The sequence below is a fragment of the Niabella agricola genome, from assembly GCF_021538615.1.
Taxonomy (GTDB): domain Bacteria; phylum Bacteroidota; class Bacteroidia; order Chitinophagales; family Chitinophagaceae; genus Niabella; species Niabella agricola.
The window spans coordinates 123,538-146,145 of sequence record NZ_JAJHIZ010000002.1; the positions used below are offsets into that span (position 1 = coordinate 123,538).

The 22,608-nt window shown below is 46.5% G+C and carries 18 protein-coding genes; 12 read left to right on the forward strand and 6 right to left on the reverse strand.

Annotated elements, in window-relative coordinates:
* Positions 1 to 10 precede the first annotated feature (10 nt).
* Positions 11 to 925 carry a KilA-N domain-containing protein gene (locus LL912_RS00980; protein ID WP_235551684.1) on the forward strand — a complete coding sequence of 305 codons (915 nt, stop codon included), beginning with the start codon at positions 11 to 13 and terminating at the stop codon, positions 923 to 925.
* A gap of 52 nt (positions 926 to 977) precedes the next feature.
* On the forward strand, positions 978 to 1,178 hold the full coding sequence (locus LL912_RS00985; protein ID WP_235551685.1) for a DUF6965 family protein: 201 nt from the start codon (positions 978 to 980) through the stop codon (positions 1,176 to 1,178).
* A gap of 255 nt (positions 1,179 to 1,433) precedes the next feature.
* On the opposite strand, the gene LL912_RS00990 is transcribed toward LL912_RS00985, so the two are convergent.
* A complete protein-coding gene (locus LL912_RS00990; protein WP_235551686.1) occupies positions 1,434 to 1,607 on the reverse strand; it encodes a transposase in 174 nt (57 codons plus the stop codon).
* Positions 1,608 to 1,745: 138 nt separating this feature from the next.
* Positions 1,746 to 2,615: a mechanosensitive ion channel family protein gene (locus LL912_RS00995; protein WP_235551687.1), complete on the reverse strand. Its 870-nt coding sequence runs from the start codon at positions 2,613 to 2,615 to the stop codon at positions 1,746 to 1,748.
* Between the two features lie 866 nt (positions 2,616 to 3,481).
* Between LL912_RS00995 and LL912_RS01000 the strand changes: the two genes are divergently transcribed.
* On the forward strand, positions 3,482 to 4,729 hold the full coding sequence (locus LL912_RS01000) for a cation:proton antiporter (protein ID WP_235551688.1): 1,248 nt from the start codon (positions 3,482 to 3,484) through the stop codon (positions 4,727 to 4,729).
* A gap of 4 nt (positions 4,730 to 4,733) precedes the next feature.
* Here LL912_RS01000 and LL912_RS01005 read toward each other — a convergent pair whose 3' ends face one another.
* From LL912_RS01005 to LL912_RS01020, 4 genes are all read right to left on the reverse strand, one after another.
* Entirely contained in the window at positions 4,734 to 6,062 is a 1,329-nt protein-coding gene (locus LL912_RS01005; RefSeq protein ID WP_235551689.1) for a TIGR00341 family protein, read from the reverse strand.
* A gap of 106 nt (positions 6,063 to 6,168) precedes the next feature.
* Positions 6,169 to 6,348 carry a hypothetical protein gene (locus LL912_RS01010; RefSeq protein WP_235551690.1) on the reverse strand — a complete coding sequence of 60 codons (180 nt, stop codon included), beginning with the start codon at positions 6,346 to 6,348 and terminating at the stop codon, positions 6,169 to 6,171.
* Positions 6,345 to 6,998, reverse strand: coding sequence for a universal stress protein (locus LL912_RS01015; RefSeq protein WP_235551691.1), 654 nt, complete (start codon positions 6,996 to 6,998; stop codon positions 6,345 to 6,347). The genes LL912_RS01010 and LL912_RS01015 overlap by 4 nt, the downstream gene beginning before the upstream one ends.
* Positions 6,999 to 7,327: 329 nt before the next feature.
* A complete protein-coding gene (locus LL912_RS01020; protein ID WP_235551692.1) occupies positions 7,328 to 7,510 on the reverse strand; it encodes a transposase in 183 nt (60 codons plus the stop codon).
* A 699-nt stretch (positions 7,511 to 8,209) separates the two neighbouring features.
* Here LL912_RS01020 and LL912_RS01025 point away from each other — a divergent pair.
* The 9 genes from LL912_RS01025 to LL912_RS01065 all read left to right on the forward strand — a co-directional run bounded on the left by LL912_RS01025 (position 8,210) and on the right by LL912_RS01065 (position 22,561).
* Positions 8,210 to 8,788, forward strand: coding sequence for an RNA polymerase sigma factor (locus tag LL912_RS01025; RefSeq protein ID WP_235551693.1), 579 nt, complete (start codon positions 8,210 to 8,212; stop codon positions 8,786 to 8,788).
* A 74-nt stretch (positions 8,789 to 8,862) separates the two neighbouring features.
* Complete coding sequence (locus LL912_RS01030; RefSeq protein WP_235551694.1) at positions 8,863 to 9,963, forward strand: FecR family protein; 1,101 nt, start codon at positions 8,863 to 8,865, stop codon at positions 9,961 to 9,963.
* Positions 9,964 to 10,146: 183 nt separating this feature from the next.
* Entirely contained in the window at positions 10,147 to 13,476 is a 3,330-nt protein-coding gene (locus LL912_RS01035) for a TonB-dependent receptor (RefSeq protein ID WP_235551695.1), read from the forward strand.
* Between the two features lie 43 nt (positions 13,477 to 13,519).
* Complete coding sequence (locus LL912_RS01040) at positions 13,520 to 15,304, forward strand: RagB/SusD family nutrient uptake outer membrane protein (RefSeq protein WP_235551696.1); 1,785 nt, start codon at positions 13,520 to 13,522, stop codon at positions 15,302 to 15,304.
* Positions 15,305 to 15,418: 114 nt separating this feature from the next.
* On the forward strand, positions 15,419 to 15,907 hold the full coding sequence (locus tag LL912_RS01045) for a DUF5018-related domain-containing protein (protein ID WP_235551697.1): 489 nt from the start codon (positions 15,419 to 15,421) through the stop codon (positions 15,905 to 15,907).
* Positions 15,908 to 16,005: 98 nt separating this feature from the next.
* Positions 16,006 to 17,964 carry a glycoside hydrolase family 97 protein gene (locus tag LL912_RS01050; RefSeq protein ID WP_235551698.1) on the forward strand — a complete coding sequence of 653 codons (1,959 nt, stop codon included), beginning with the start codon at positions 16,006 to 16,008 and terminating at the stop codon, positions 17,962 to 17,964.
* A 16-nt stretch (positions 17,965 to 17,980) separates the two neighbouring features.
* Positions 17,981 to 19,375, forward strand: a complete 1,395-nt coding sequence (locus LL912_RS01055) for an endo-alpha-N-acetylgalactosaminidase family protein (RefSeq protein WP_235551699.1) — start codon at positions 17,981 to 17,983, stop codon at positions 19,373 to 19,375.
* 2 nt (positions 19,376 to 19,377) lie between these two features.
* Positions 19,378 to 21,114 carry a right-handed parallel beta-helix repeat-containing protein gene (locus LL912_RS01060; protein WP_235551700.1) on the forward strand — a complete coding sequence of 579 codons (1,737 nt, stop codon included), beginning with the start codon at positions 19,378 to 19,380 and terminating at the stop codon, positions 21,112 to 21,114.
* The gene (locus LL912_RS01065) at positions 21,098 to 22,561 is read left to right on the forward strand and encodes an endo-alpha-N-acetylgalactosaminidase family protein (protein WP_235551701.1); all 1,464 of its coding nucleotides are present in this window, start codon (positions 21,098 to 21,100) and stop codon (positions 22,559 to 22,561) included. The genes LL912_RS01060 and LL912_RS01065 overlap by 17 nt, the downstream gene beginning before the upstream one ends.
* Positions 22,562 to 22,608 lie beyond the last annotated feature (47 nt).

A 22,608-nucleotide genomic window follows, 5' to 3' on the forward strand; every position in this document is an offset into this window, starting at 1 on the left:
TTATTTCAAAATGAGTAAAATTGAAACTATTGTAGTTCAGGGATATCCTATTGATGTAGAGGGCGACTATATCAGCCTTACAAATATGGTAAAATCTAAGGGTGATGATGGAATTCCGTCTGAAGTTATTAAGAATTGGTTAAACACTCACAATACAATTGACTTTCTAGCTGCATGGGAGTCAATTAATAGCAATATTTTTAAAGTGGTGGGATTCCACCATGTTAAAGAGAATCTTGGTAATAAGGTTTTGAGTGTGAAATCTTGGGTAGAAGCTACGGATGCTGTTGGTATTTATGCAAAGTCAGGTAGGACTGGTGGAGGAACATTTGCTCACAAGGATATTGCATTTGAATTTGGGGCCTATATCAGTCCCGTTTTCAAACTCTACCTCATTAAGGAATTCCAACGACTGAAGGAAATGGAAAGCCGGGCAGGAGACATCGAGTGGAATACTCGCCGCCTCTTGAGTAAAGCACAGTATGTGGTTCAAACAGATGCGGTCAAGCAGTACAAGATACCGGCTCTCAAAATTCCGCAGAATTTGGAGTTTCTGGCGTATGCTGAGGAGGGCGATATATTGAATCTTGCCATGTGGGGATTTACGGCTAAGCAATGGAGGGAAGCCAATGTTGACTTGGCGGCAAAAGGGCACAATGTAAGGGAATATGCAAGTATTAATGAGTTAATGGTGTTGTCCACTTTGGAAGGGATTAATGCATCATTGATCAAAGATGGGATCAGCTTCTCCAGCCGGTTAGTAAAATTGAAAGAAATCGCGAAAGACCAACTGGCAACACTCGAGCGATCTAAGCCGGAGTACATGCTTCGTAAAGATGAATTAGGAGAGTTTACCCCATTTGTCAGAAACGATGACAAAAGCATGTTCCCAGTTAGAAATAAGTTAATAAAGAAAGCCAGCTGAATAGTACATTTGCGCCATGCAATTAACCCCTGGACAAAAAGCGAGAACTGATGTGTTGACACATTTTTTTGAGGACAATCCGCCTCAAAAGGTATTACAGCTATACCCTGGGACTACGCAGAATAATACCCCCGCGTTCGTTTCGGAATACATTAAAATGCTAAATGATGGAGAACTGGGTGAACTCATGATTGAACTTACATTAGAGCGCCTGGACAGGATCCGGAAGGTGATGGAAGATGTACACAAGTAGTCTGAATTGTAAAATATTTAACTAAATGTTTTACCTATGTTTAACAATTTTGACGAATCTCACTATTTATGGTGATTTTCGAATCCTGTCTTCCCGACATTTTGGATATTACATCCACTAAAAGCCTTACAAATGTCTTGATTTGTAAGGCTTTTTTAATTTCAGCTTGTCAAATAATTTCAAAAAACAACAAAATTCGAGTGAGTAAATCAGGATCAGGTTGAATATTTGGGGTAAAGGAACCAAGCATAAATATTAGCGAGTCTGAACAAGAAAAAAAGCGATATCCCTTACACCTCTGGCCGCAGCTTTAAAGGCCTTAATTTTAGTATTAAAAGATTCCGCTGCTGCATTATTGCCTCGGTTGTCAAAATAATTAAGTGTGCTTGTATGATGGGTCTCAATGGATTTAGCTACGGTACGGAGCACCCTTAATCTGTAAAAGTCACGATTTGATCGGACAGTAAGGAATGATTTTTTTAAATTTTCACAAGGGTTAGGATTAAAAATTTAAGCGGTGGATCCGATTCCCATATATTGTTGTATTTCCCGACACCATCCAACTAATTAGCTTTTTTTTATATGTACCACGCGCTGGGGAAAGGGAATTTCTATCCCGTTATTATTAAAGGCATCGTATATTCTTTTTCTTAACTCTCCAGAAACAGCCCACTGTTTTCCTGGTTTAGTGTCTCCCCATACTTTTATCACTACTGAAGAATCGGCGAGGTCCTGAACCCGCAGGAACTGGGGTGGGGAAATAATATGATCTTTCCAGGAAGCATCCGTTGCTAATTCATTACCGACATTATCTACTATCGTTTTTACCTGGTCTATATCCGAACCATATCCAACACCTATATCTAGGTTTACCCGGGCAAAGGCTTTTGATCCGTTAGACACCGTTTTTACTTCTCCATGTGGCACATGGTGTACATTGCCGTCCATATCGCGAAGTGTGGTAACACGCAAGGAGATCCGCTCCACCGTTCCTGAAAGGTCCGCAATTGTTATAAAATCTCCAATCCGATATTGATTCTCCATAATAATAAATAATCCGGATATGAGGTCCTTGATCAAATATTGACCGCCGAATCCAAAGGCGAGGCCAATAACACCAGCGCTGGCAATCAATGGAGCAATTTTAATTCCGAATTCACTGGCGATCATCAAACCGGCAATAAGCACAGAAATAATTTTTAGCGTAATCCGAAAAATTTGAGATAGCGTTTTTTCTCTTTGTATTTCTCCTGCAATATCATGATCTTGTCCTGCTTTAACCGCAACCTTTACAATCCGGTTGATGACCCGGAGTAGAATGAAATATACCACGATCGTTGCGATTATAATGGCAAGTATGCGCAGGCCGCTGGAAATCAGCCATGGGATGAGATTCTCCATCCATTTGTCTAACCCCGATGTGTACTTGTTTAACATAAAATCAAGTTTTTGTTTGCGGGGAATGTAGGCATTTAATAAGGGAAAACCAACCGGTAGGCGTTTTGATTATTATCGACGACATAGTTCCCAGAGATTTAGCCGTATTGTGTATTCGTTTCCTGGGTTTTTACAATGAAAGAAACTGAGCTACTTATTCAGTACCTAAAAGAGCATCCGGAAGTAAAAGATCTGCTATTTACGGGTGGGGATCCAATGATTATGAGCAACAAAATCTTCGCCGCCTATGTTGATACTATTTAAATGCACAGATATTCCTCACCTAAAAACCGTTCGCATTGGCACAAAAGCATTTGGCTATTGGCCGTATAAGTTTCTTACTGATACAGATGCAGCGGACACTTTGCAGACATTTAAAACGAATAACGTAAAAAGGGATAAATCTTTCAACAATGGCGCATATCAATCATTATAAAGAGATTGGATTTCGAAGCCGTAGAACTAGCAATCCAGGCCGTCTTGAACACAGGAGCACAAATTCGGACCCAGTCATTCCTTGTATTTCATTTTATCCTCTCTGCGTTCTATGATGTAAGGTCTTTAATTTCTATTGTACGGTTTTTTTAGCATATCATTGCCAGTGAATTTTTTGTTTCTGATATGTTGTTATTTACCAAATCGTTGACTACTCCATTCTGCGAAGCCACTGCAATGCTTGGCTCTTGCTCCGTCATGAGCTATAAGGAGCCGCTGTCGTAAATTTCAAAATGGAGTTGATGATGTTTGTTGAGGAAAACTTATACTATAGTAAGATGTCGTATAGTTCTTTATTGTTTAAAATGGATGTACTATAGTATGATCACTAATATTCTGAAATTTAATTTTTAGCTAATACAAATTGATCTATGCAACTGTTTATTCTATTTTCTGCCCTCATTACGCTAGCAGCTTTTTTTTCCTATGTAAATGTGCGGTTGTTTAAATTTCCGTCTGGTATCAGTCTGATGCTGATGGGGGTACTGGCATCACTCGGCTTGATTGTATCCGGTTATTTTTCTTCGGGGTTCAAAGCAATGATCCAGCAAAAACTGAAGCTGATCAATTTTTCTGAGTTCCTGCTCGGTATCTTGTTGAGTTTTTTGCTTTTTGCAGGCTCCATGCATGTGAAAGTACCCGAACTGCGTAAGGAGGCTAAAAGCATTCTTACATTTGCGACAATAGGAACGCTTATCTCCACTTTTTGTGTTGGGGCTATTATGTATGAGTTGGCACAATTATTTGCCGCACCCGTCCCATTCATCTATTGTCTGCTGTTCGGAGCGCTGATCTCTCCCACAGACCCAATTGCGGTTATGAGTATTCTCAAAAAGGCGCGCACCCCGCAGAAAGTGGAAATCAACATTGTTGGAGAATCTCTTTTTAATGACGGTATTGGTGTAGTCATTTTTGCTACGCTGCTGGGCATAGCAGCGTGGGGCCCGGAACAGTTCGGTGTAATGGAAATTATTAAATTGTTTGGAAGAGAAGCACTGGGCGGCCTGGTAGCGGGTGCACTTATCGGCTTTACCGGCTACCGGATGATGAAAGCGATCGATCATTTTCAAACCGAGATCCTCATTTCCCTGGCAATGGTAATGGGCGGGTACAGCCTCTGTCATTACCTTCATGTATCTGGTCCTCTGGCGATGGTGGTGGCCGGAATTATGACAGGCAACCGGGGAGCAGCAAAGGCTATGAGTGATGTGACCCGGGATTACATGGGAAAATTCTGGGAAGTAGTGGATGAAGTGCTGAATGCCATTCTTTTTATGTTGATCGGATTAGAAATTGTTATGGTAACTTTTAACCGGGAGATGATCCTTGCCGGATTAATTATTGCTCCACTGATCGTGGTATCCCGCTTAATTTCTCTATACCTGCCTTCCTTAGTATTTGGGTTTAAAAGAAAATTGGGAATCAAAACGATCTATGTAATGACCTGGGGTGGTTTAAGAGGCGGTATCTCTATTGCACTGGCGTTATCCTTGCCAACCAGCTCCTATAAAGAGGTTATCGTTTCTATTACTTTTATAGTCGTGTTATTTTCTATACTCGTTCAGGGCCTTTCTGTTGGAAAGCTGATCAGCAAATTAAAATTCTCTGGGGGGAAATAACGACTCATTGCACAATCAATCTTACCGAATCTGTCTGCAGGCGTTCTTTCAGCCATTGTTGCATTTTAAGACGTTCGTCGCGAGTGGGCGTCCTCAAAAAATTGGCAACAAATAAAGTAAGTGTATCTGTGGCAAGTGTATCTGTCCGGTAAACAATGGATCGCGATCCGGTATAGTAAGTTAGCCCGGGATATAATGCTTTCAGCTCGGCCCTGAGATCTGGTATATCCTGAGTGGATGTATGTGCTTCAACAGCAGAGTTCTGTACAGAATCCTTTTTAAATACATCTTCAAGTATGCTCGCTTTTATCTGGCTGAAGTCAATCTGTTGTTTCGCATCCAATCCCTGTCGTACAACAAGCTTCGCATCTTTCAAGCGGTACTGCTTTAGTTTTTGGGAAATAGTGTCGATAACGGGTCGCGGTAAGGTTTCCCCTATAAGCAGCAGGTCGATCTCACTGCTATCAGATCTGTAGCGAAATGTTTTATTGACCACCTGTGTGTTTTTAAACCGGAACTGATCGTTAACAAAGGTTTGTGCATTGGACTCAAAAATACTTTTATCCACTATTTTATACGCCAGGTAGATGCTTGGGATTACTGCTGCCGTAACAATAAGTAATATATAACGGGACACTTTTTTACCGTAGGATTGGTTTTCAAACTGCACTTTGCGGAAATTCAAAAATCGTACGATCAGATAGGTACTAAGGCAAATGAATACGCTATTAATAAAATACAGGTAAATCGCCCCAAAAAAATAATAGAGGTTTCCCGAAGCCAGCCCGAAACCCGCCGTACAAAGCGGCGGCATTAGTGCCGTAGCGATGGCGACCCCGGGAATTACATTACTTTTCTCTTTCCTGGTACTGGCTACAATGCCCGCCAGTCCTCCAAAAAATGCAATAAAAACATCCCATATAGAAGGTGTAGTACGGGCCAGCAGTTCACTTTGTGCATCATGCAGTGGAGTGATCCAAAAATAGATTGCCGAAGTGGTAATACTGATCAGGGTCGCCGTTAACAGATTCCGGCTCCCTTTTTTTACAAGATCAATATCGATAACGGCAATGCCCAGGCCAATGCCCATGATGGGGCCCATAAGCGGAGAGATCAGCATGGCACCGATGATTACGGCAGTCGAATTGACATTTAAGCCAATTGAAGCAATGAATATCGCAAAGATCAGCGTCCATAAATTTGGACCTCTGAATTCAACCCCTTTTTTAATGGACAGGATTACGTCCGCTTCATTTGCCTTTTCGAGATGCAGGTTAAATAGCCGTGCAATTGTTAGCCGAATTCCTCTGAAAAACTTGTTTTGATTACCCATAACCTAACAAAATAATGATTATCTTCTTCTGTTTAAAAATAGAAAACTTTATTGTTTGGGCAAAACCACAAATGATTTTGAGGAGTTTAATACCGCATTTAAAAGATTAAAGAGTATCAGGCTGACTGTCTGATTCAAAAGGATGGGTAATTGACAAAACCGCGATATCGGCTTCTTTTAAGATGTGTTCCGTATAATTTTCACCGAAGACGTTATACCATTGTTTTTCGGAAGTGGCATTAATAACAATCATATCAGCCTGTCTTTCTTTTGCGGCTACAATCACTTCAGGAGCAACATTTTTTTTGAATCGGCATTATAATCCGAAACTGAAAATTGTATATGTTGGTTTTGGGCTAGTTTAATGACTTCATTTACCTTATAAGCATCTGGTTGCCCCAGGCAAATAATGTGCAGCTCCGAATTGTCTTTTTGGATAAAAGGCCGCGAATGAATGAGTTTTTCTTTAATACCTTCAACCTCACGAACCGGGAATAAAATTTTGTAAAAATGCGTTTTTCTAAAACTAAACGGAATAGAGAGTACCGGGCACTCGATTTTCATGATAATTTCATAGGCCATCGACTCTTTGAAATATCGCTTCACTCCATTCTGTACGCCAATTAGCAAAAGGTCCGTTTTGTTTTCGGTGCAGTACTTATATATAAAAGCAACGGCATCGCCAACACGTGCAAAAACCTTGGCTTCTATGCCCAATTCATCTACAATCCCGTCGCGATACTTTTTCAAACGATCGTAGGCAGCCTGAACAAATTCCGCTTTTTTATTTCTTGATGCTACCGGAGACACCGCGTGTATAATATCCAATTCAGCATTATGCTTTTTTGCGATTACTGCGGCCTGATATACCGCGTTATCTGATTCATTACTAAAATTTGTTGCAATTGCGATCTTACGGATATGATATGTTATCATTGATTAATTTTAAGCGCTTTAGCTGAGCATTATAGGTTTCAAAAATACCAATTTTGAACTAAGATCGCTGCCTTATATTTCCGATGTATAGAATTAAAATTAGCATTCAGCTTGCTGTTAAATATCGGCCATAAACCTTCTACAACTGCGCAATAAAACTTTCTGGCTTAAATTTTCCCACATAAAGTTGGCTTATTTACCGTGGTGGCTTTGGGGAGCTTCAGATGTGTTTGTTTGAGCCTCCCAGGTGTAGTTTACTAAATAGACCCTGAATTGTGAATGCGGCAAATAGAATAGGAACAGGTTGAAAATTTGGGGCATTAATGGAATCAGGCATAAATATTACGAGTCTGAACAAAAAAAAAGTGATATCCGTACGCCTCTGGCCGCAGCTCTAAAGGCCTTAATTTTAGTATTAAAGATTCAGCTGCTGCATTATTGCCTCGGTTGCCAAAATAATTAAGTATGCTTGTATGATGGGTCTCAATGGATTTAGCTACGGTACGGAGCACTTTTAATCCGGAGTCTTCAACTTCGTTATACCAGGGTGCCAGCTTTTTGAATACTGTTATTTTGACGGTAGATGCTACAGAGCAACGCGATCCGCAATGGGCTTAATACCCTCCGGGATTGAACTCAGCGGCGGACGGTTGCGTTTTCTGATAAACGGAACGGAAGCCTATAGCATGTCTCCGGCAAACGATGCTTCATTGGAGCGTGCTGGATTCCGTGTTGACCATAACCTGGCATTGTGCGCAGATTATTTTAAAGCCGTTCGGTGGTCCGATTGTGCAAAAATGCGGAATCAAGTTTTTATCTCTGGTCCGTCCGGCGGGAATTGCCGGTTTTGAATGGCCTTGCTTTGCCGCTACAATACCGGGGGGCTTTGCCGGTGTTATAGCTTTTAGCCGGTAGTGCAAGTTGGTCATATTTAAACAACAGCAGGTAGCAGGACTTGGTGCGGGAATGGTCATGACCCGATAACAGGCCTGTTCAACGTCATGTAGGATGAAATAGCTGAGCGCCCCGCGATATCCCGGATGAATAAAGGGGGATGGTAAAATAATGTTGCTTTGTGTTAAGATAAGTATGGGGTAAGGCAGCTGTAAAGGATATCTTTGCTTTCTTTATTTCTTTAGAGAGATTGCAGGGGCTTGGAATTCTATTATTACATTTGTCAGCTATAGATTACCGTATTGGAATGTATGAATATGATGACCGGAGTTTTGTTGAGCCAGATTGGAAGGGATGATGAGCGTGCCTTCCGGCAATTGTATAACCAGTATCATCAGAAAATATATGCCATCGGGTTCTACCTGACCCGCTCCCGCACAGTGGCAGAGGATATTGTACAGGATGTATTCTTAAAAATATGGAATAAACGGGCCGATTTGCCGGAGGTCCGGCATTTTGAGGGCTGGCTCAAAGTGATTGTAAAAAACCACGCTCTCAATGTACTCGAAAAAGCGGCAAAAGAGCGCTTTACCTGCAAGGCGCAGTTCGAACAGGCCTGCGACGGGTTGGCTGATGCCCAGCTGGTGCCCAAGCTAGAACAAAAAGAGATCAACTATCTGATACAGAAAGCGATCGATCGCTTGCCGGCACAGCAGAAAAAAGCCTACCTGCTCAACAAACAGGAGGGTTTCAAGGTCGCGGAGATCGCGCAGATAATGGACCTGAGCATCCACACTGTAAAGAACCATTTGAAAGCAGCATCGGCATCCATCATCGCCTTTTGCAAACGAAATATTGAATTGATCATCACGGCCATATTGCTTTTAAAAAAATAACTTTATTTCCACTAGCCCTTTTTGTGCTGCCGGCTGTCTTAGTATATAACACAGGGTATAAAAAAAGATCAGTATTGCAGTTTACACCAGAAAAGAGGATTGAACGATTGCTTCATTTGCATGCAGAAGGTAGTGCCACACCGGCTGATACAGATGAATTGTACGGGTATTACCTGGACAGCCGTTATGCCGGCATCGTTGAAGCGCTGATCGATGCGCGCTGGGATCAGTCTTCCTTTGAAATGCTCCTGACGGGCCAGGAATCTGAGGCATTGTACCGGCGCATCAGCAGGCGGCTATCCCGCCGGCAACGGTGGTGGACTGGTCGCTGGGTGGCTGCGGCCTCCGTTATGCTTGTACTGGGGCTGGGTGGCTGGTTGTTCTGGCCCGGTGCCGGGAAAAAACAGCGTATCACCCTGCCTGTTATAACAGATGTGGCCCCACCGGCGGCATCAAATGCTGTACTTTTTTCGGATAATGGTAGCAAGCAGTTATTGAAGAGCAACGAGGCGCTTGTGGAGGCGAGTACTGTGCGGCAGCGGGGTGCGTTCAACACTGTTTTTAACCCCCGTGGCAGTCAGCCAATAGCGGTGGTACTGGCCGATGGCACCCGGTTATGGCTAAATGCCGAAAGCTCCGTAAAGTATCCGCTGGAGTTTGCCGTCTCGGAGCGCAGGGTTCAGGTAAGTGGGGAAGCCTATTTTGAGGTAGCGCATGAGGAGGGCAAGCCCTTTGTTGTAGAAATCGGCAGCGCTAGGGTAAGAGTGCTGGGAACACATTTTAACATCAATACGTTTGATAATAAAACCAAAGTAACGCTGTTGCAGGGAATGGTGCAGGTCAGCAACCTGAAAGACTCCGGGCTCATCATGCCGGGGCAGTCTGCAGTTATTACGGAGAGGCTTAATATTGCAGTCTCAGATACTGTAAGTGCCGTGGCCTGGAAGAGTCACCTCTTTAATTTTAAAGAAACGCCCCTGAATGAGATCTTACAGGAGATTGGCCGCTGGTACGATGTGGAAGTGGTATATGAAGGAAGGGTTCCGGAAGTTACGCTGTCCGGCACCATCAACCGGAATATCAATGCCTCCAAAGTACTAGAAATGCTGCATCTCAGCAGTGGCCTGGGATTTGAGATCCGAGACCGGCATATTATTGTAAAACAAAATCCATAATAAAAGGCGGAAAGTGTTGAAGCCACTTCCCGCCGTAAGGTTCAGTCAATAAAATTTTAAACCAATCTCTACTCACCAAACCTATCCCGATAGGAAATCGGGACACACAAAAGTATGAATTTTACAGGGAACGATTGCGTTTTTCGCCGGCGGCGGAGGACGGCAGCCACATTTTTCTTGCGCATGAAGCTTTTAATGATTTGTTTACTGGCAGCAACAATGTACGCTTCGGCGGCGGTCAATGGCCAAACGGTTTCTTTTTCAAAGAAGAATGCCAGTATCTCCGACATTTTTATTGAAATCAAAAAACAGACGGGTTACAATTTTCTGTATAAAGATGCCCTGCTGCGCTGGAGCCGCCCGGTAAATATAGCGGTCAGCAATATGCCGTTGGGTAAAGCGCTGGATCTAGCATTTAAAGACCAGCCACTGACTTATAATATCGTAGATAAAACCATTATTGTAAAGGAAGATGCGTATAAAAAAATGTTACTGGGAGTACCCATCGTTGTTACCGGTACGGTACTGGATGAACTGGGTAAGCCGCTTGCGGGAGCCAGTATCCTGGTGAGGGGGCAAACGCGCGGCACCAGCACCAATGCCAATGGCGAGTTTACCATCGATGTGGCCCCGGATGCCATCCTGGAAGTTTCGTCTGTAGGATATGAGCCCCAGCAGGTGAACGTGGACAAACGGGAAACCCTTACCATCGTATTAAAGGCTACACAAGGGAGCCTGGATGAGGTGATTGCCATCGGTTATGGCCGTACCACAAGAGGCAAGAATGTAACTTCTGTTTCCACCTTAAAACCGGACGCCATCACCAACCTGGGCGCCGCATCTGTGGGAGATGGACTGGCGGGCCGTGTTCCTGGTCTGATCGTTTCTGCAAGCGGCGGCGGCCCCGGGAAAAAACCGACAATCTCCATACGCGGTGGTGGCACGCCTATATATGTGATCGATAACATTATATCGAGCGAGGCGCAGTTCCAGACCCTGAATATTAATGATATCGAAAACATTTCTTTTCTGAAGGACGGACCGGCAACTGCCATCTACGGGGTAGCCGCCGGCAACGGGCTGGTGCTGGTAACCACCAAAAGAGGCACAAAGGGAAAAATGAATGTCAATTATAATTTTACCCGTTCCATTTCCCAAAACACTTATTTGCCAGAAAAACTCAATGCGTATGAGTATGTAACGTTGCAGAATCAGGTGGCGGCGGCTGAAGGAAGGGGGCCGGTGTACCAGGAAGCGGATGTGCAAAAATACCTGGACCAGAGCGATCCGTTGAATTTTCCCAATACAGACTGGCAGGCGCTTACACTAAAACGCTTTGCACCGCAGTCACAACACAATCTTTCCATGACCGGGGGCAATCAGCAAATGCAGTATTTTGCCTCGCTCGGATACCTGGATCAGGGGTCGCTGTATAAGTTCAACACAAAATGGTTAAAGCGCTATAACTACCGCCTGCATGTGACCGGTAATTTTGAAAAGATCGGTCTTAAAACAACTATCGGCCTTTACGGGGTAAATGAGATCAACCGCGATGTATTGAGCGCCTATGCGCCCAGCCAGAACTATAATGTTTGGGGACATATACAGAATCAATCTCCTATTGGTAAAGCCTATGCAGACCTGGCACATACAAAGTATGCGAACACCGGCGACCACCCAATTGTGGAAATTGATCCCCGGAGCGGCTATTTAAAAAATGAAGGCCGCGATATTAATGGCCTGATGGAAGTGCAGTGGAGCGTGCCTGGTGTAAAAGGCCTTTCATTTAGGGGGAACGGGAACCTGCGCCAGAGTCAGACTTTTATAAAGGGATGGAATGTTACCGCACCCCAGTATGCGATCGGAAGCGATGTGCCCTCACAACCCGCTTCAGCACCCAGTTTGTCTGTAACGGCTGCTACCGGGTATAATTATGTATTGCAGGGTTTTGGGGATTATACCCGCAGTTTTGGAGATCATAGCCTGTCTGTAATGGGTGGGTATGAAGAAGCCTATGGCTTTGGTGAAAGTGTAAATGCTTCCCGCAATTCTTATGTATTCCTGATGGACCAGTTATTTGCCGGCCCCCTGGGTACCGCGCGTAACGACGGAGCATCTTCCGAAAATGTGCGGAACGCCTGGCTGGGAAGGCTGAACTACGATTTTAAGGGAAAATACTTTTTTGAAGGCGCATTCCGGTACGATGGCAGCGATCTTTTTCCTAAAGGAAAGCAGAAAGGCTTTTTCCCGGGGGGAGCAATCGGCTGGGTGATCTCAAAGGAGCATTTTATGAAAGGGCTGGATAACAGCAATATCATCAACTATCTTAAAGCCAGGATCTCTTATGGATCGGTAGGCCAGATCGAACGTACCAGTACAGGAGACCCGGTGATCGGCTATTTCAGCTATATCCCTGGTTATGGCTCTGGTAGTGGTTACGTGGTGGGTGGTGTGCTGCAACCCAGTTTAACGCCCCCCTCTATTCCCAGTCCAGACATTACCTGGTATACGCAGCAATCGTTCAATACCGGGCTGGACTTTGCCACACTCAATAACCGGTTAAGCGGTTCCTTCGATTATTTTTACCTGCGTAATACGGGTTATCTCGCTTCGCTTTCAGCATCACTGTATACCGATCCGCTGGGTACGGCGCTTCCGTTCCGGATCTCGAATGGTGCATTCCGGAGAGCAGGGTTCGATTTCGGTCTGAAGTATTCGGATCATGCCGGTAAGCTGAAATACAATGTAGGCGCCAACTTTACCCGGTTTGACCAGTTATGGGAGGTAAACGCCGGGGAGGACAGTGCCACGCTGAAGAACCCGTATATGACCTCTTACCATCAGACTGGATTTTTAACCACGGGGCTGTATTCGGCAGGGCTGTATCAAAGTGTAGCAGACATCATGAACAACCCCCGCAAAAGAAATACCACGCTGGCGCCCGGCGATATCATGTACCAGGATGTAAACGGCGATGGTAAGATCGATAACGACGACTACCGGCGGATCGGGAAGAATGGCTTTCCCCGGGTGAACTACGGCTTTAACGCTGACCTGAGCTATGGCGGCTGGTTCTTTAACATGCTCTGGCAGGGCAGCGGTAAACGAAGCATCTACCTGGGCGATGTATTCCAGGGCAATAACGCCAGCAGTATCCGCTATGTATTTCAGACGGAAGACCGTTGGAGTATTTCAAATCCCGATGCTCAATATCCACGCTTACTGTCGAGCGGCGGGGTGAATGGGAGCAACAATGAAGGCAGCTCCGACTTTTGGGTGATCAATGCCGGGTACCTGCGTTTGAAAGCCCTTCAGCTGGGATACAACTTCAAAGACATCCTCGCAAAGCGCCTGCGTTTTGTTTCGGAGCTGCGTATTACGCTCAGCGGGACCAATGTAGTTACATTTTCCAAATTGCTGGATTACGGTTTGGATCCGGAAACCGGAAGTAATAATAACTACGACTACCCGGTTCAGCGGACCTTTGCCCTGTCCATTAACCTGGGCTTTTAACCGGCAAACACTTTACGGGAACAATTAATGAAAAAAGAAAACAATGAAAAAAAATATACGCATTTTTATATACACCTTGATCATTTTAACGGGCATTGTATGGTCCTGCAAAAAGCTGGGAGACTCACGGCCCCGCGACCGGTTTGCGGAAGAAGATGTATGGGCTTCCAAAAGTAATGCTATGGGATTTGTGTATGGTACCTACGGGGGGATACTTCAGGGACTCTATACCAGCCAGATCGGCACAGAACGGTGGACTAATAACCTGATAGCCACTGCAGGAACGGCGTTTACAAGGGAGGAGATCTCCAGGGATGATGATTATGGATTTAACCAGTTCGGTTATATCCGCCGGTGCAATATGATCATTGAAAAATCGGCGGCCTCGGCTACTATCCCGGATGCGGATAAAGCCGAGCTGCAGGCACACGGTAAATTTTTGAGAGCAATGACCTATTACTGGCTGGCACGTCGCTTTGGCCGGGTGGTCTTTGTAGATAAGGTGCTTACTGAAAATGAAACGGATTATGCATTACCTCAGACAGCAACAATCGCAGAAACCTATACCCTCATCATGAAGGATATTGATGCGGCAATCGCCGGTCTGCCCGTTACAGCCCCCTCGGGCCTTGCTTCCAAATGGACCGCGTATGCGCTCAAGTCGGAAGTGGCCCTGCAAGCGGCGGCCTATACAGGCGATAACAGTTATTATCAAAAGGCCCTGGATGCGGCAGATTCGGTGATCCAGAAGGGCGGATTCTCCCTGGAAACTGACTATGAAGGATTATTCAATGAAAAGAAGCGTACCTCGCCGGAGATCATTCTAGCTTTTTACCGGGATAAGAGCAATACTACCTGCGATAATACAGATATGCAGCAGATCATCCCCAATACCAATAATGATAATGTACGGTTAAGAGGAGCCACACCTGAATTTAAGGTAGATAAGATGTTTGAAGCCTGGGCACAATATTCGCCTACACAAAGCATCATGGATGCTTACCTGGCCATTGATGCTGCCGACCCTACCAAGGCCGTTCGATGGGACCAGAGCTCGCAATACCTCGCCAATATCACCAAGCGTGCTTCTGGATTTGCCGACAGCGCCGTGGTAACCGGTGCCGGTAGTATAAATAGTATTATCTACAATAATCGTGATAAAAGACTGGCCGCCTCAATCGTGTATGATTCAGTACAATGGTATGGAGAAACCGTAACAACCAACCGTAACGGGAACCTGCACCGACTCATCAACGGAAGCCTATCCTCCGGCTGCTGTATGCCGGTAACCAATTGTTTTGTCCGCAAAGGCACGTATAGCGTATCGCCCCGGCCTTTTGTGGGTATTCCTACTGACTATCACTGGGTGATCTTAAGACTGGGGAGGGTTTACCTCAACAAGGCAGAAGCTTTGCTGCGCCTGAACCGGGTCTCCGAAGCTGTGGCGGCGTTTAATATGACCCGCGTTACCCACGGAGGACTGCCTCCTTCTACAGCGGCTACGGCCACCGCAGCCTGGACTGATTACAAAAGGGAGCGGAGGGTAGATCTGTTTGAAGAGCAGGATTATTACTGGAGCCTGCTTCGCTGGGGCAAATACGGTGGTGCTGCCAACAGCGGTATTGCAGCGGGTGGTACCATTCCTGAACTGGAAGAAGCGCCAACCTATCTGGAGATCAACCGCGACAGGAATGGATACCGGATCGAAGTGCTTAACTGGACACAGAACCAGATTAGGGTATTTGATGAATCGCGCAGATACCTGCTCCCGATCCAGAATGCACAGATCATACGGCATGGAAGTCTGGAACAAAACCCTAACTGGTAACCTATTTGACTGAAATGAAACGTTCATGACAAAATCTTCATTGTATCCCCGCAGGGAGCTGAAAGTTTTATCATGGTAAGTTCCGATCGATAACTAAAAAATAAAAATATACGAATGAAAAAAATAACTTATATATTATGGATGAGCTGGATTGTTATGGGCACATCCTCCTGCTTAAAAGCCGGGCTGGACGAGGACTTGCCAAAGTTCAGGGATGCATTGATGTCTGATGTTTTTATGGAATACGTATATGAGACTGCCGGTACAGGTGCCAGCCCGGTGGTAAAAGCGGTATCCATGAATCTTTCCGGGAAAGCATTTAAGAAAAGGGAGGACACCGGTGCTGCTGTTGATTCGGCAGTATTTACGGTTTCCGTGCCTGGAGCCTCGGGTACTTTTACTGCAGAAGAGCGGGCAAAAGTGACCACGGCAAATCTTTCTTTTATGTGCAATATATCCACCGCGGCTACTATGGAGCCGGTTGATGGCGCACCTCGGCCTGGCGTACCGGGCGATTTCAGTCAGCCCAGGAAATACCGGATCACCGCAGCTGATGGCAGCAGCCGGGAGTGGGTGGTACGCATAGCAAGCTTCATAAAATAGCAATAAAGAAAAATATCACCCTGTCTTAACAGTCGCTGGGGCAGGGTGATATTTTGATCTGCCGTTTCAAACGGCCGTCTATTTAAAAATAAATACAGATGAGGAAGTGCATTTATGGGGTTATTGTGTTGCTCCTGCATCTCTGTGCAGAAGCGCAGGAGTACAGGTTACAATCGCCGGGCGGGCAGCTGACGGTAATGGTGGGCATTGATAAAAACAGTATGCGCATCCGGCTTACAAAGCAAACGGAAGAACTGGTTACACTGCATAACCCGGGTATGAACATACAGAACCATAAAATAGATTTTAATGACCGGCAGGTAAAGAGCATTCGTCGCCGTTCGGTAAACGAAATGGTGCAGCCGGTGATCCGGGAAAAAAGCGGGGCATATGCCAACCAGTACAATGAACTGGTCATTGATTTCAAGGGCTCTTACACCTTAGCATTGCGCCTTTTCAATGAAGGACTGGCATACCGGTTCCTGACGGCCGCCAAAGACAGCCTTGTGGTATTGCATGAGCAACTGTCACTTCAGTTTGCCGCTGGTGATACGGCGCGCTTCCAGGCGTCAGAGTCCATCAGTTCTGCCTATGAAACGCCGTACGAAATGCAGCCGCTATCCGGCATCGCACCCGGCCGGCTATGTAATTTTCCCTTCCTGGTACAGAAAAAAGACGGTCGTTTTTTAATGTTGACGGAGAGTGATCTTTATGATTACCCGGGGCTGTGGTTAACCGGCACCGGTACCAACAGGCTGGAGGTAACCAATCCCGCCTATCCGCAAACCCTTGACTATAGCGGCAGTATATACAACCACGGGCAGGTAAAAACACGGTCCGGTTTTATTGCACGGGTAAGCGGTACCCGGAGCTTTCCCTGGCGGATCATTGCGGTCGCCGACCAGGAAGCGGACCTCATTCAGAACAATATGGTGTACCTGCTGGCATCATCACAGACACCGGCGGCCGATTTTTCATGGGTAAAGCCGGGCGTGGTGTTGTTCGACTGGTGGGCTAAGAATAATATTTATGGAGTGGATTTCAAATCCGGGATCAACACGGCTACGGCTAAATATTTTATTGATTTTTGTGCAGCACGTGGGTTCCGGTATTTCCTGTTTGATGATGGCTGGTGTCCAAAGGAAAATATCTTAAAGGAAGTGCCGGAGCTGGATATGGCAGCAGTGGTGGCCTATGCAAAAACAAAGGGTGTGGACATCCTGCTTTGGGTGATCTGGAGCTCGATGGAAAAACAAATGGATGCGGCATTTGATCTTTACGAAAAATGGGGAATCCGCGGTATCAAAATAGATTTTATGAACCGGGATGATCAGCAGATGGTTGCCTTTTATGAAACGGTAGCCCGTAAAGCCGCCGAAAAAAAGATGCTGGTCAATTTTCATGGGGCCTATAAACCCTGCGGGCTACGGAGAAAATATCCCAATGTGCTTACCCGTGAAGCGCTGATCGAATTTGAATACAATGGCTGGACCCGGCTGGATAATCCCGTACATCATAATCTGCTGCCCTATATCCGGATGTTTACCGGGCCGATGGACTATATACCCGGCACCATGCGGAATGCCACACACGAAAATTTTCGCACGTTTGGCGACTACCCGATGATGGAAGGCACGCGGGCACATTCCATGGCATTGTTCGTGATCCTCAACAGTCCCATGACCATGTTGCCGGATGCGCCTTCTGATTATGAGCGCGAAAAAGAATGCACGGATTTTCTTGCCGGCATACCGGTTACCTGGGATGAAACGCGATTGCTTTCCGGGAAGATCGGTAAGTACACGGTACTGGCCAGACGTAATGGCGACAACTGGTTTGTGGGCGCTGTTACAGATACATTGGCACGCACGCTGGAATTAAAAACAGACTTTCTGAAACCGGGCAACTACAAGATCACCATGATCAAAGACGGGATCAACGCGGATAAACGGGCCGAGGACTATGTGCGTGCCGAAATGCCTGTTAAAGCAGGAGATGTCCTTAAAATGAATCTGGCTCCCGGCGGAGGCTGGGTGGCCCGGATCACCCCTTTATAAAAGCATATAATTGTCAATGAGCAAAAAGCAAACGATAGCACTGATTTATTTTTTATTAGTCGGAAAGCTGGTGGAGGCAATGGCACCGGCACCGGATTCATTACCCCGTTTCCGGCATGATTATGCCCATACACTGGTTATGAAAATGTTCCTGGCCAAACCCGATGGGAATGGAGGCAGTATGGTTAACATCAATTTTGAAACGGCCTTGTCGCTGATAAAACAGGTAGATGCGCTAACCCTCCAATATCCCAAGATCATTTACCTGGTTGGGGCTACCTATAATGGGCATGATGACCAGTACCCGGCGTTTTTTGAGATCAATAAAAAGCTGAAACGGCCACAGGATACCGGCGCAGCGCAAAGCCTGGCGTGGCTGATGCGGGAGGCCCGGAAATACCATACCACGGTAAGCCTGCACATTAATATGACCGAAGCCTATGACAATAGCCCATTGTGGAATACCTATGTGAAGGAAGGGCTGATCTCCCGGAATGCCGATGGCAGCATGATGGTAACGGGTAATTATAACAACCATAAGGCGTACCAGATCAATTACAGGAATGAGTGGAACAAAGGATACGCTAAGATGCGGATCGATTCTCTGTTAAAAGTAGTACCGGAACTGAAAAATGCAGGCACCATTCATATTGACGCCTGGATTGCCCGGGAAAATAAAGGCGCTTATGAAACGGTGGTCACGGAGGCCGCCTATCAAAAAAAGATCGCTCAATACTGGATCAGCAGGGGTATCGATCCTACCAGCGAATGGGCCATGGATTATATGACGGGATTGGTTCCTTACTACTGGCACTTTAATCATCGTACCCAGGAAGATTTTTTAAACACCCCCGCAGGCCTGGTTACCGGCGGACATTTTAACCCGGATCTTAAACAAAGCGATTTCGGGCTTGAATTTTTGTTTGGTACCAGTATGTATGGAGAAAACCTGTTTCCCGGGGCCATTAACAATAACCGGGAAGGTAACTGGCAGGCGGCCTTTTGTAAGGATTTTTACCTCAATACGGTACAGTACAATTTTCTGAACGGTTTAAAGCGGCTGCGTGTAGAAGGTGCAGGCAGCAGCCGGGTGGCATACTTTTCAAACGGGGTACAGGTATCGCTTAGGGACAGTACCGTATATGAAGGCAGCCGGCAGTTGCGCAGCGGAAACAGGGCCTGCTTTCCGGCAGCCTGGCGCAACGACAACAGCCTGGTCGCGTTTAGCCTTAATGATGCACCGTTCAATTACCAGGTACCCGACAGCTGGAAGGGAGTACATTCGGCCAATGTATTTATCGTGGAAGGAACCGGGTTGAAAAAGTGGAAGACGGTTCCTGTAACAGCACAGCAATTTTCTTTACAACTAAAACCAGGTATGCCGGTGCTGCTGGTGCCGGGAAAAAGATAGCAATGAAAAAAGCGAGGGATTATATACGGTTACTGTTTGCGCTGTTTATACTGATACCGGGCTTACGGCTGCAGGCACAGCGGGTGATCTCGGCTGCCGATTTTGGGGCCTTGCCCAATGATATGGTCAATGACCGTGCTGCCCTGCAAAAGGCCATTGATTTTTGTAAACAGAAAAAGATACATACCCTCCGGATCCCGCCGGGCAGGTACCGTATTGCAGATACGGTTGCCACAAGGCTGATGAAGGATGCACTCAGTGGCAGGCTGGGCCGCAATCCGCAGGATGTGGTCTTTAAACCCTATTTTCCCTATATAAGCGGGTTACAGTTTAAACGTATAGAGGGGCTTACGGTTGAGGCCGACGGCGTTTTTCTGATGGCAGAAGGCTGGATGGAACCGGTAACGATAGAAGACTGTCAGCATATTACGATCAGGGGACTTACGATCGATTATTCGGATTCGCCTCATAGTGAGGGTGGGATCATTAAGACCGGGTTCGGCTTTTTTGATATAAAACTGCCGGGAGGATATGATACAACAAAGCCATTACTGATCACGCGCATCATGTATTGGGATTCCGTTCGGAACAGGCTTTTGGGAAACCCGCTGTATTTCCCGGAACGGCAGCAATGGATGCCGGAAAATGTATTAAGGATCAGCACTGGTGCCACCGGCCCACTGCCGGGAAATATAGCGCTGATAAATCATGGCATGCATTTTCGCCCGGCCATCCTCATCCAGTCGGCAGTCAATACGTTGTTGGAACGGGTGACTATACATGCGCAGCCCGGTATGGGCATTGTAGGCAACCGTTCGGAAAATATTATCATGAACGGTCTACGGATCGTACCCCGCGCCGGCAATTATCAGTCTACCAATACAGATGCCACGCATTTTACTGCCTGTAAGGGCCTGATCCGTTTTAACGGATGTTCCTTTGAGGGGCAGGGTGATGACGCCACCAACGTACATGGCTATTATCATGATATTACAGCGCAGGTGGCACCGAATACCTATACCATTCAGCTGGATAAGGAATTTACTACGCACGCCGCGGTGCTCGATTACCCGGATGCCGGTGATACCCTCGAGCTCGTGTCAAAGCGCTCATTACAGGTGGCAGGAAGTTACCGGGTGATAAGAACGGATACTTTTCCCGGGCTTTGGAAATCGCATGTTCAGTTGGACAAGGCTTTGCCGGAAGCGATCGGTAACTATTACCTGATCAATATAAGCCGTTTGCCTCGACTGGAATTTGTGAATTCTAACGTGAGCAGCCACCTGGCGCGGGCGGTGCTGGTAAAAACAAGAAACGTTCTGATAGAGAATAATATCTTTCGTGAAACAACCGGTACTGCGGTGCATATAGGAGCAGAAGGCGATTGGAGGGAAGGTCCGGGCTCGGCCGGGATCGTTATCCGCAACAACCGGTTTATCCGTTGCGGGCGGGGCGATGGGGCTAACGGTGCTGCCACGGCCATTGCCATTAATGTAAAAGCGCCGGATGCTACGGTTCCGGGCATCCATAAGAACATAATAATTGAAGGAAACATTATAGAGGGAGAGCCGGGATATTCAGTATATGGGATTGCTGTTGCCGGAGCGCAGGGGGTTGAAGTGCGGAACAACGAGTTTGCAGATTGCAGGTATCCCTGGCAGGTACACTACTCAAAACAGGTATATTTCCGCAACAATTATCAAAAAGCAGAAAGGATAAAGGATGAAACATTGGAGTAGTATAGCAGTGCTGTTATTTTTTGCCGGGTCTTTTTTGCCGGTCCGCAGCCAGGATATTCCGGATACCCTGCAGATCGTTCACAAGCCGGTGCAGCAACAGATCCGGTGGCATTACCGGTACGATCAGACACTGGTGATGAAGCTCATGCTATCGCAGGCACTGTTTGACGGCCGGTATAAAAGAAAAGACAACGGGAAAAGTGAAGTATTCCTGGATTTTGCCGAGACGCTGGAAGTGATCAAACGTATGGACCGGCTAACGCTGGGAATGCCCAAGATCATTTACCTCACCGGCTGGCAATATAACGGGCACGATAGCAAGTACCCAGCCTGGTTTGAAGTAAATCCCCGGCTGAAACGGCAGCAGGACCCGGATGCGCTTACCAGTCTTAAATGGCTGATGCACGAAGCCGGGAAGTATCATACAACAGTGAGTATTCATATCAATATGTTTGATGCCTATGAAGACAGCCCGCTGTGGGACGAATACGTACAAAAAGATATCATCGCCAAACACAAGAACGGAACGATCCTCAAGGGAGAGTGGGGCAGTCCCGTTAGCTATACACGGGAATGGGAGCTGGGACTGGCTCAACAGCGGATCGACCGGCTTTGCCGGATGCTGCCTTTACAAAAGGCGGGCACCATACATATTGATGCTTTTCATACGAGCCCCCCGCTGCCCGAGACGGATGCGGACGGTAAAACCCGGATCAACCTGGACTTGAAACCCATCAGTCCCTATTTATCCTTTACAGTAGCGGACGAAGCAGAAACGCAAAAGAAACTATTCCGGTACTGGGCGGGTAAAGGGATTGACGTGACCAGCGAGGGCGTCGACTTTTTGCGTCCCATGTCTTTTGAAGGATATCAGCCGATGGCCTGGTGGGTGGGCCGGGGGGTGTCGTTTTATACAGACTGGCCTTCGTCTCTTTATACGGGCGGCGTAGACCGGAGTGAATGGGGCAGGTTATTTGGCACCAGCATGCACGGAGAGGATATCGTTAGAAAAGATAAAACGCGTCTGGCTGGGTTTAAGGAGGATTTCTGTACGCGTACACTGGTATGGTATTATTTAAACCGCCTGCAGCGGCAAAAACTGATCCGGAGCAATGCCAAAAAAGAGGTACAGTTTTCAGGCGGGGTGCGTACAGTGCTGGAGCAGGACAGGTTCCGCCTGACAAAGAATGGCAACACCCTTGTAGATAATGGCGATGTGTTGCTGCCTGCGTTGTGGACCGGAAAAAATATCTGGATTGCTTACAGCCGGGATGGATACCAACGCCGTGAGTGGGCGCTGCCGCCGGGGTTCAGCAATTCCGGTGCGGTAAAGGTATACTCGGTGTTGGCCGATGGCAAAGAAAAGGAGCCGCCGGTTCCTGTGCGGTCCGGCAAACTGGTACTTTCACTTAAAAAAGATCAGATGCTCGTGCTTGCTCCTTTGTAGGGTTCTGCATGTTATGTTTACCCTTCTTCAGGCTCAGGGTGACAGCA

Excerpts from the sequence above, each read along its gene's own strand:
- LL912_RS00995 (WP_235551687.1), bottom strand. The coding sequence starts at position 2,615 with ATGTTAAACAAGTACACATCGGGGTTAGACAAATGGATGGAGAATCTC.
- LL912_RS01015 (WP_235551691.1), bottom strand. The coding sequence starts at position 6,998 with ATGATAACATATCATATCCGTAAGATCGCAATTGCAACAAATTTTAGT.
- LL912_RS01035 (WP_235551695.1), top strand. The coding sequence starts at position 10,147 with ATGAAGCTTTTAATGATTTGTTTACTGGCAGCAACAATGTACGCTTCG.
- LL912_RS01065 (WP_235551701.1), top strand. The coding sequence starts at position 21,098 with ATGAAACATTGGAGTAGTATAGCAGTGCTGTTATTTTTTGCCGGGTCT.
- LL912_RS01060 (WP_235551700.1), top strand. The coding sequence starts at position 19,378 with ATGAAAAAAGCGAGGGATTATATACGGTTACTGTTTGCGCTGTTTATA.
- LL912_RS01040 (WP_235551696.1), top strand. The coding sequence starts at position 13,520 with ATGAAAAAAAATATACGCATTTTTATATACACCTTGATCATTTTAACG.
- LL912_RS01050 (WP_235551698.1), top strand. The coding sequence starts at position 16,006 with ATGAGGAAGTGCATTTATGGGGTTATTGTGTTGCTCCTGCATCTCTGT.
- LL912_RS00980 (WP_235551684.1), top strand. The coding sequence starts at position 11 with ATGAGTAAAATTGAAACTATTGTAGTTCAGGGATATCCTATTGATGTA.
- LL912_RS01045 (WP_235551697.1), top strand. The coding sequence starts at position 15,419 with ATGAAAAAAATAACTTATATATTATGGATGAGCTGGATTGTTATGGGC.
- LL912_RS01025 (WP_235551693.1), top strand. The coding sequence starts at position 8,210 with ATGATGACCGGAGTTTTGTTGAGCCAGATTGGAAGGGATGATGAGCGT.
- LL912_RS01055 (WP_235551699.1), top strand. The coding sequence starts at position 17,981 with ATGAGCAAAAAGCAAACGATAGCACTGATTTATTTTTTATTAGTCGGA.
- LL912_RS01005 (WP_235551689.1), bottom strand. The coding sequence starts at position 6,062 with ATGGGTAATCAAAACAAGTTTTTCAGAGGAATTCGGCTAACAATTGCA.
- LL912_RS01000 (WP_235551688.1), top strand. The coding sequence starts at position 3,482 with ATGCAACTGTTTATTCTATTTTCTGCCCTCATTACGCTAGCAGCTTTT.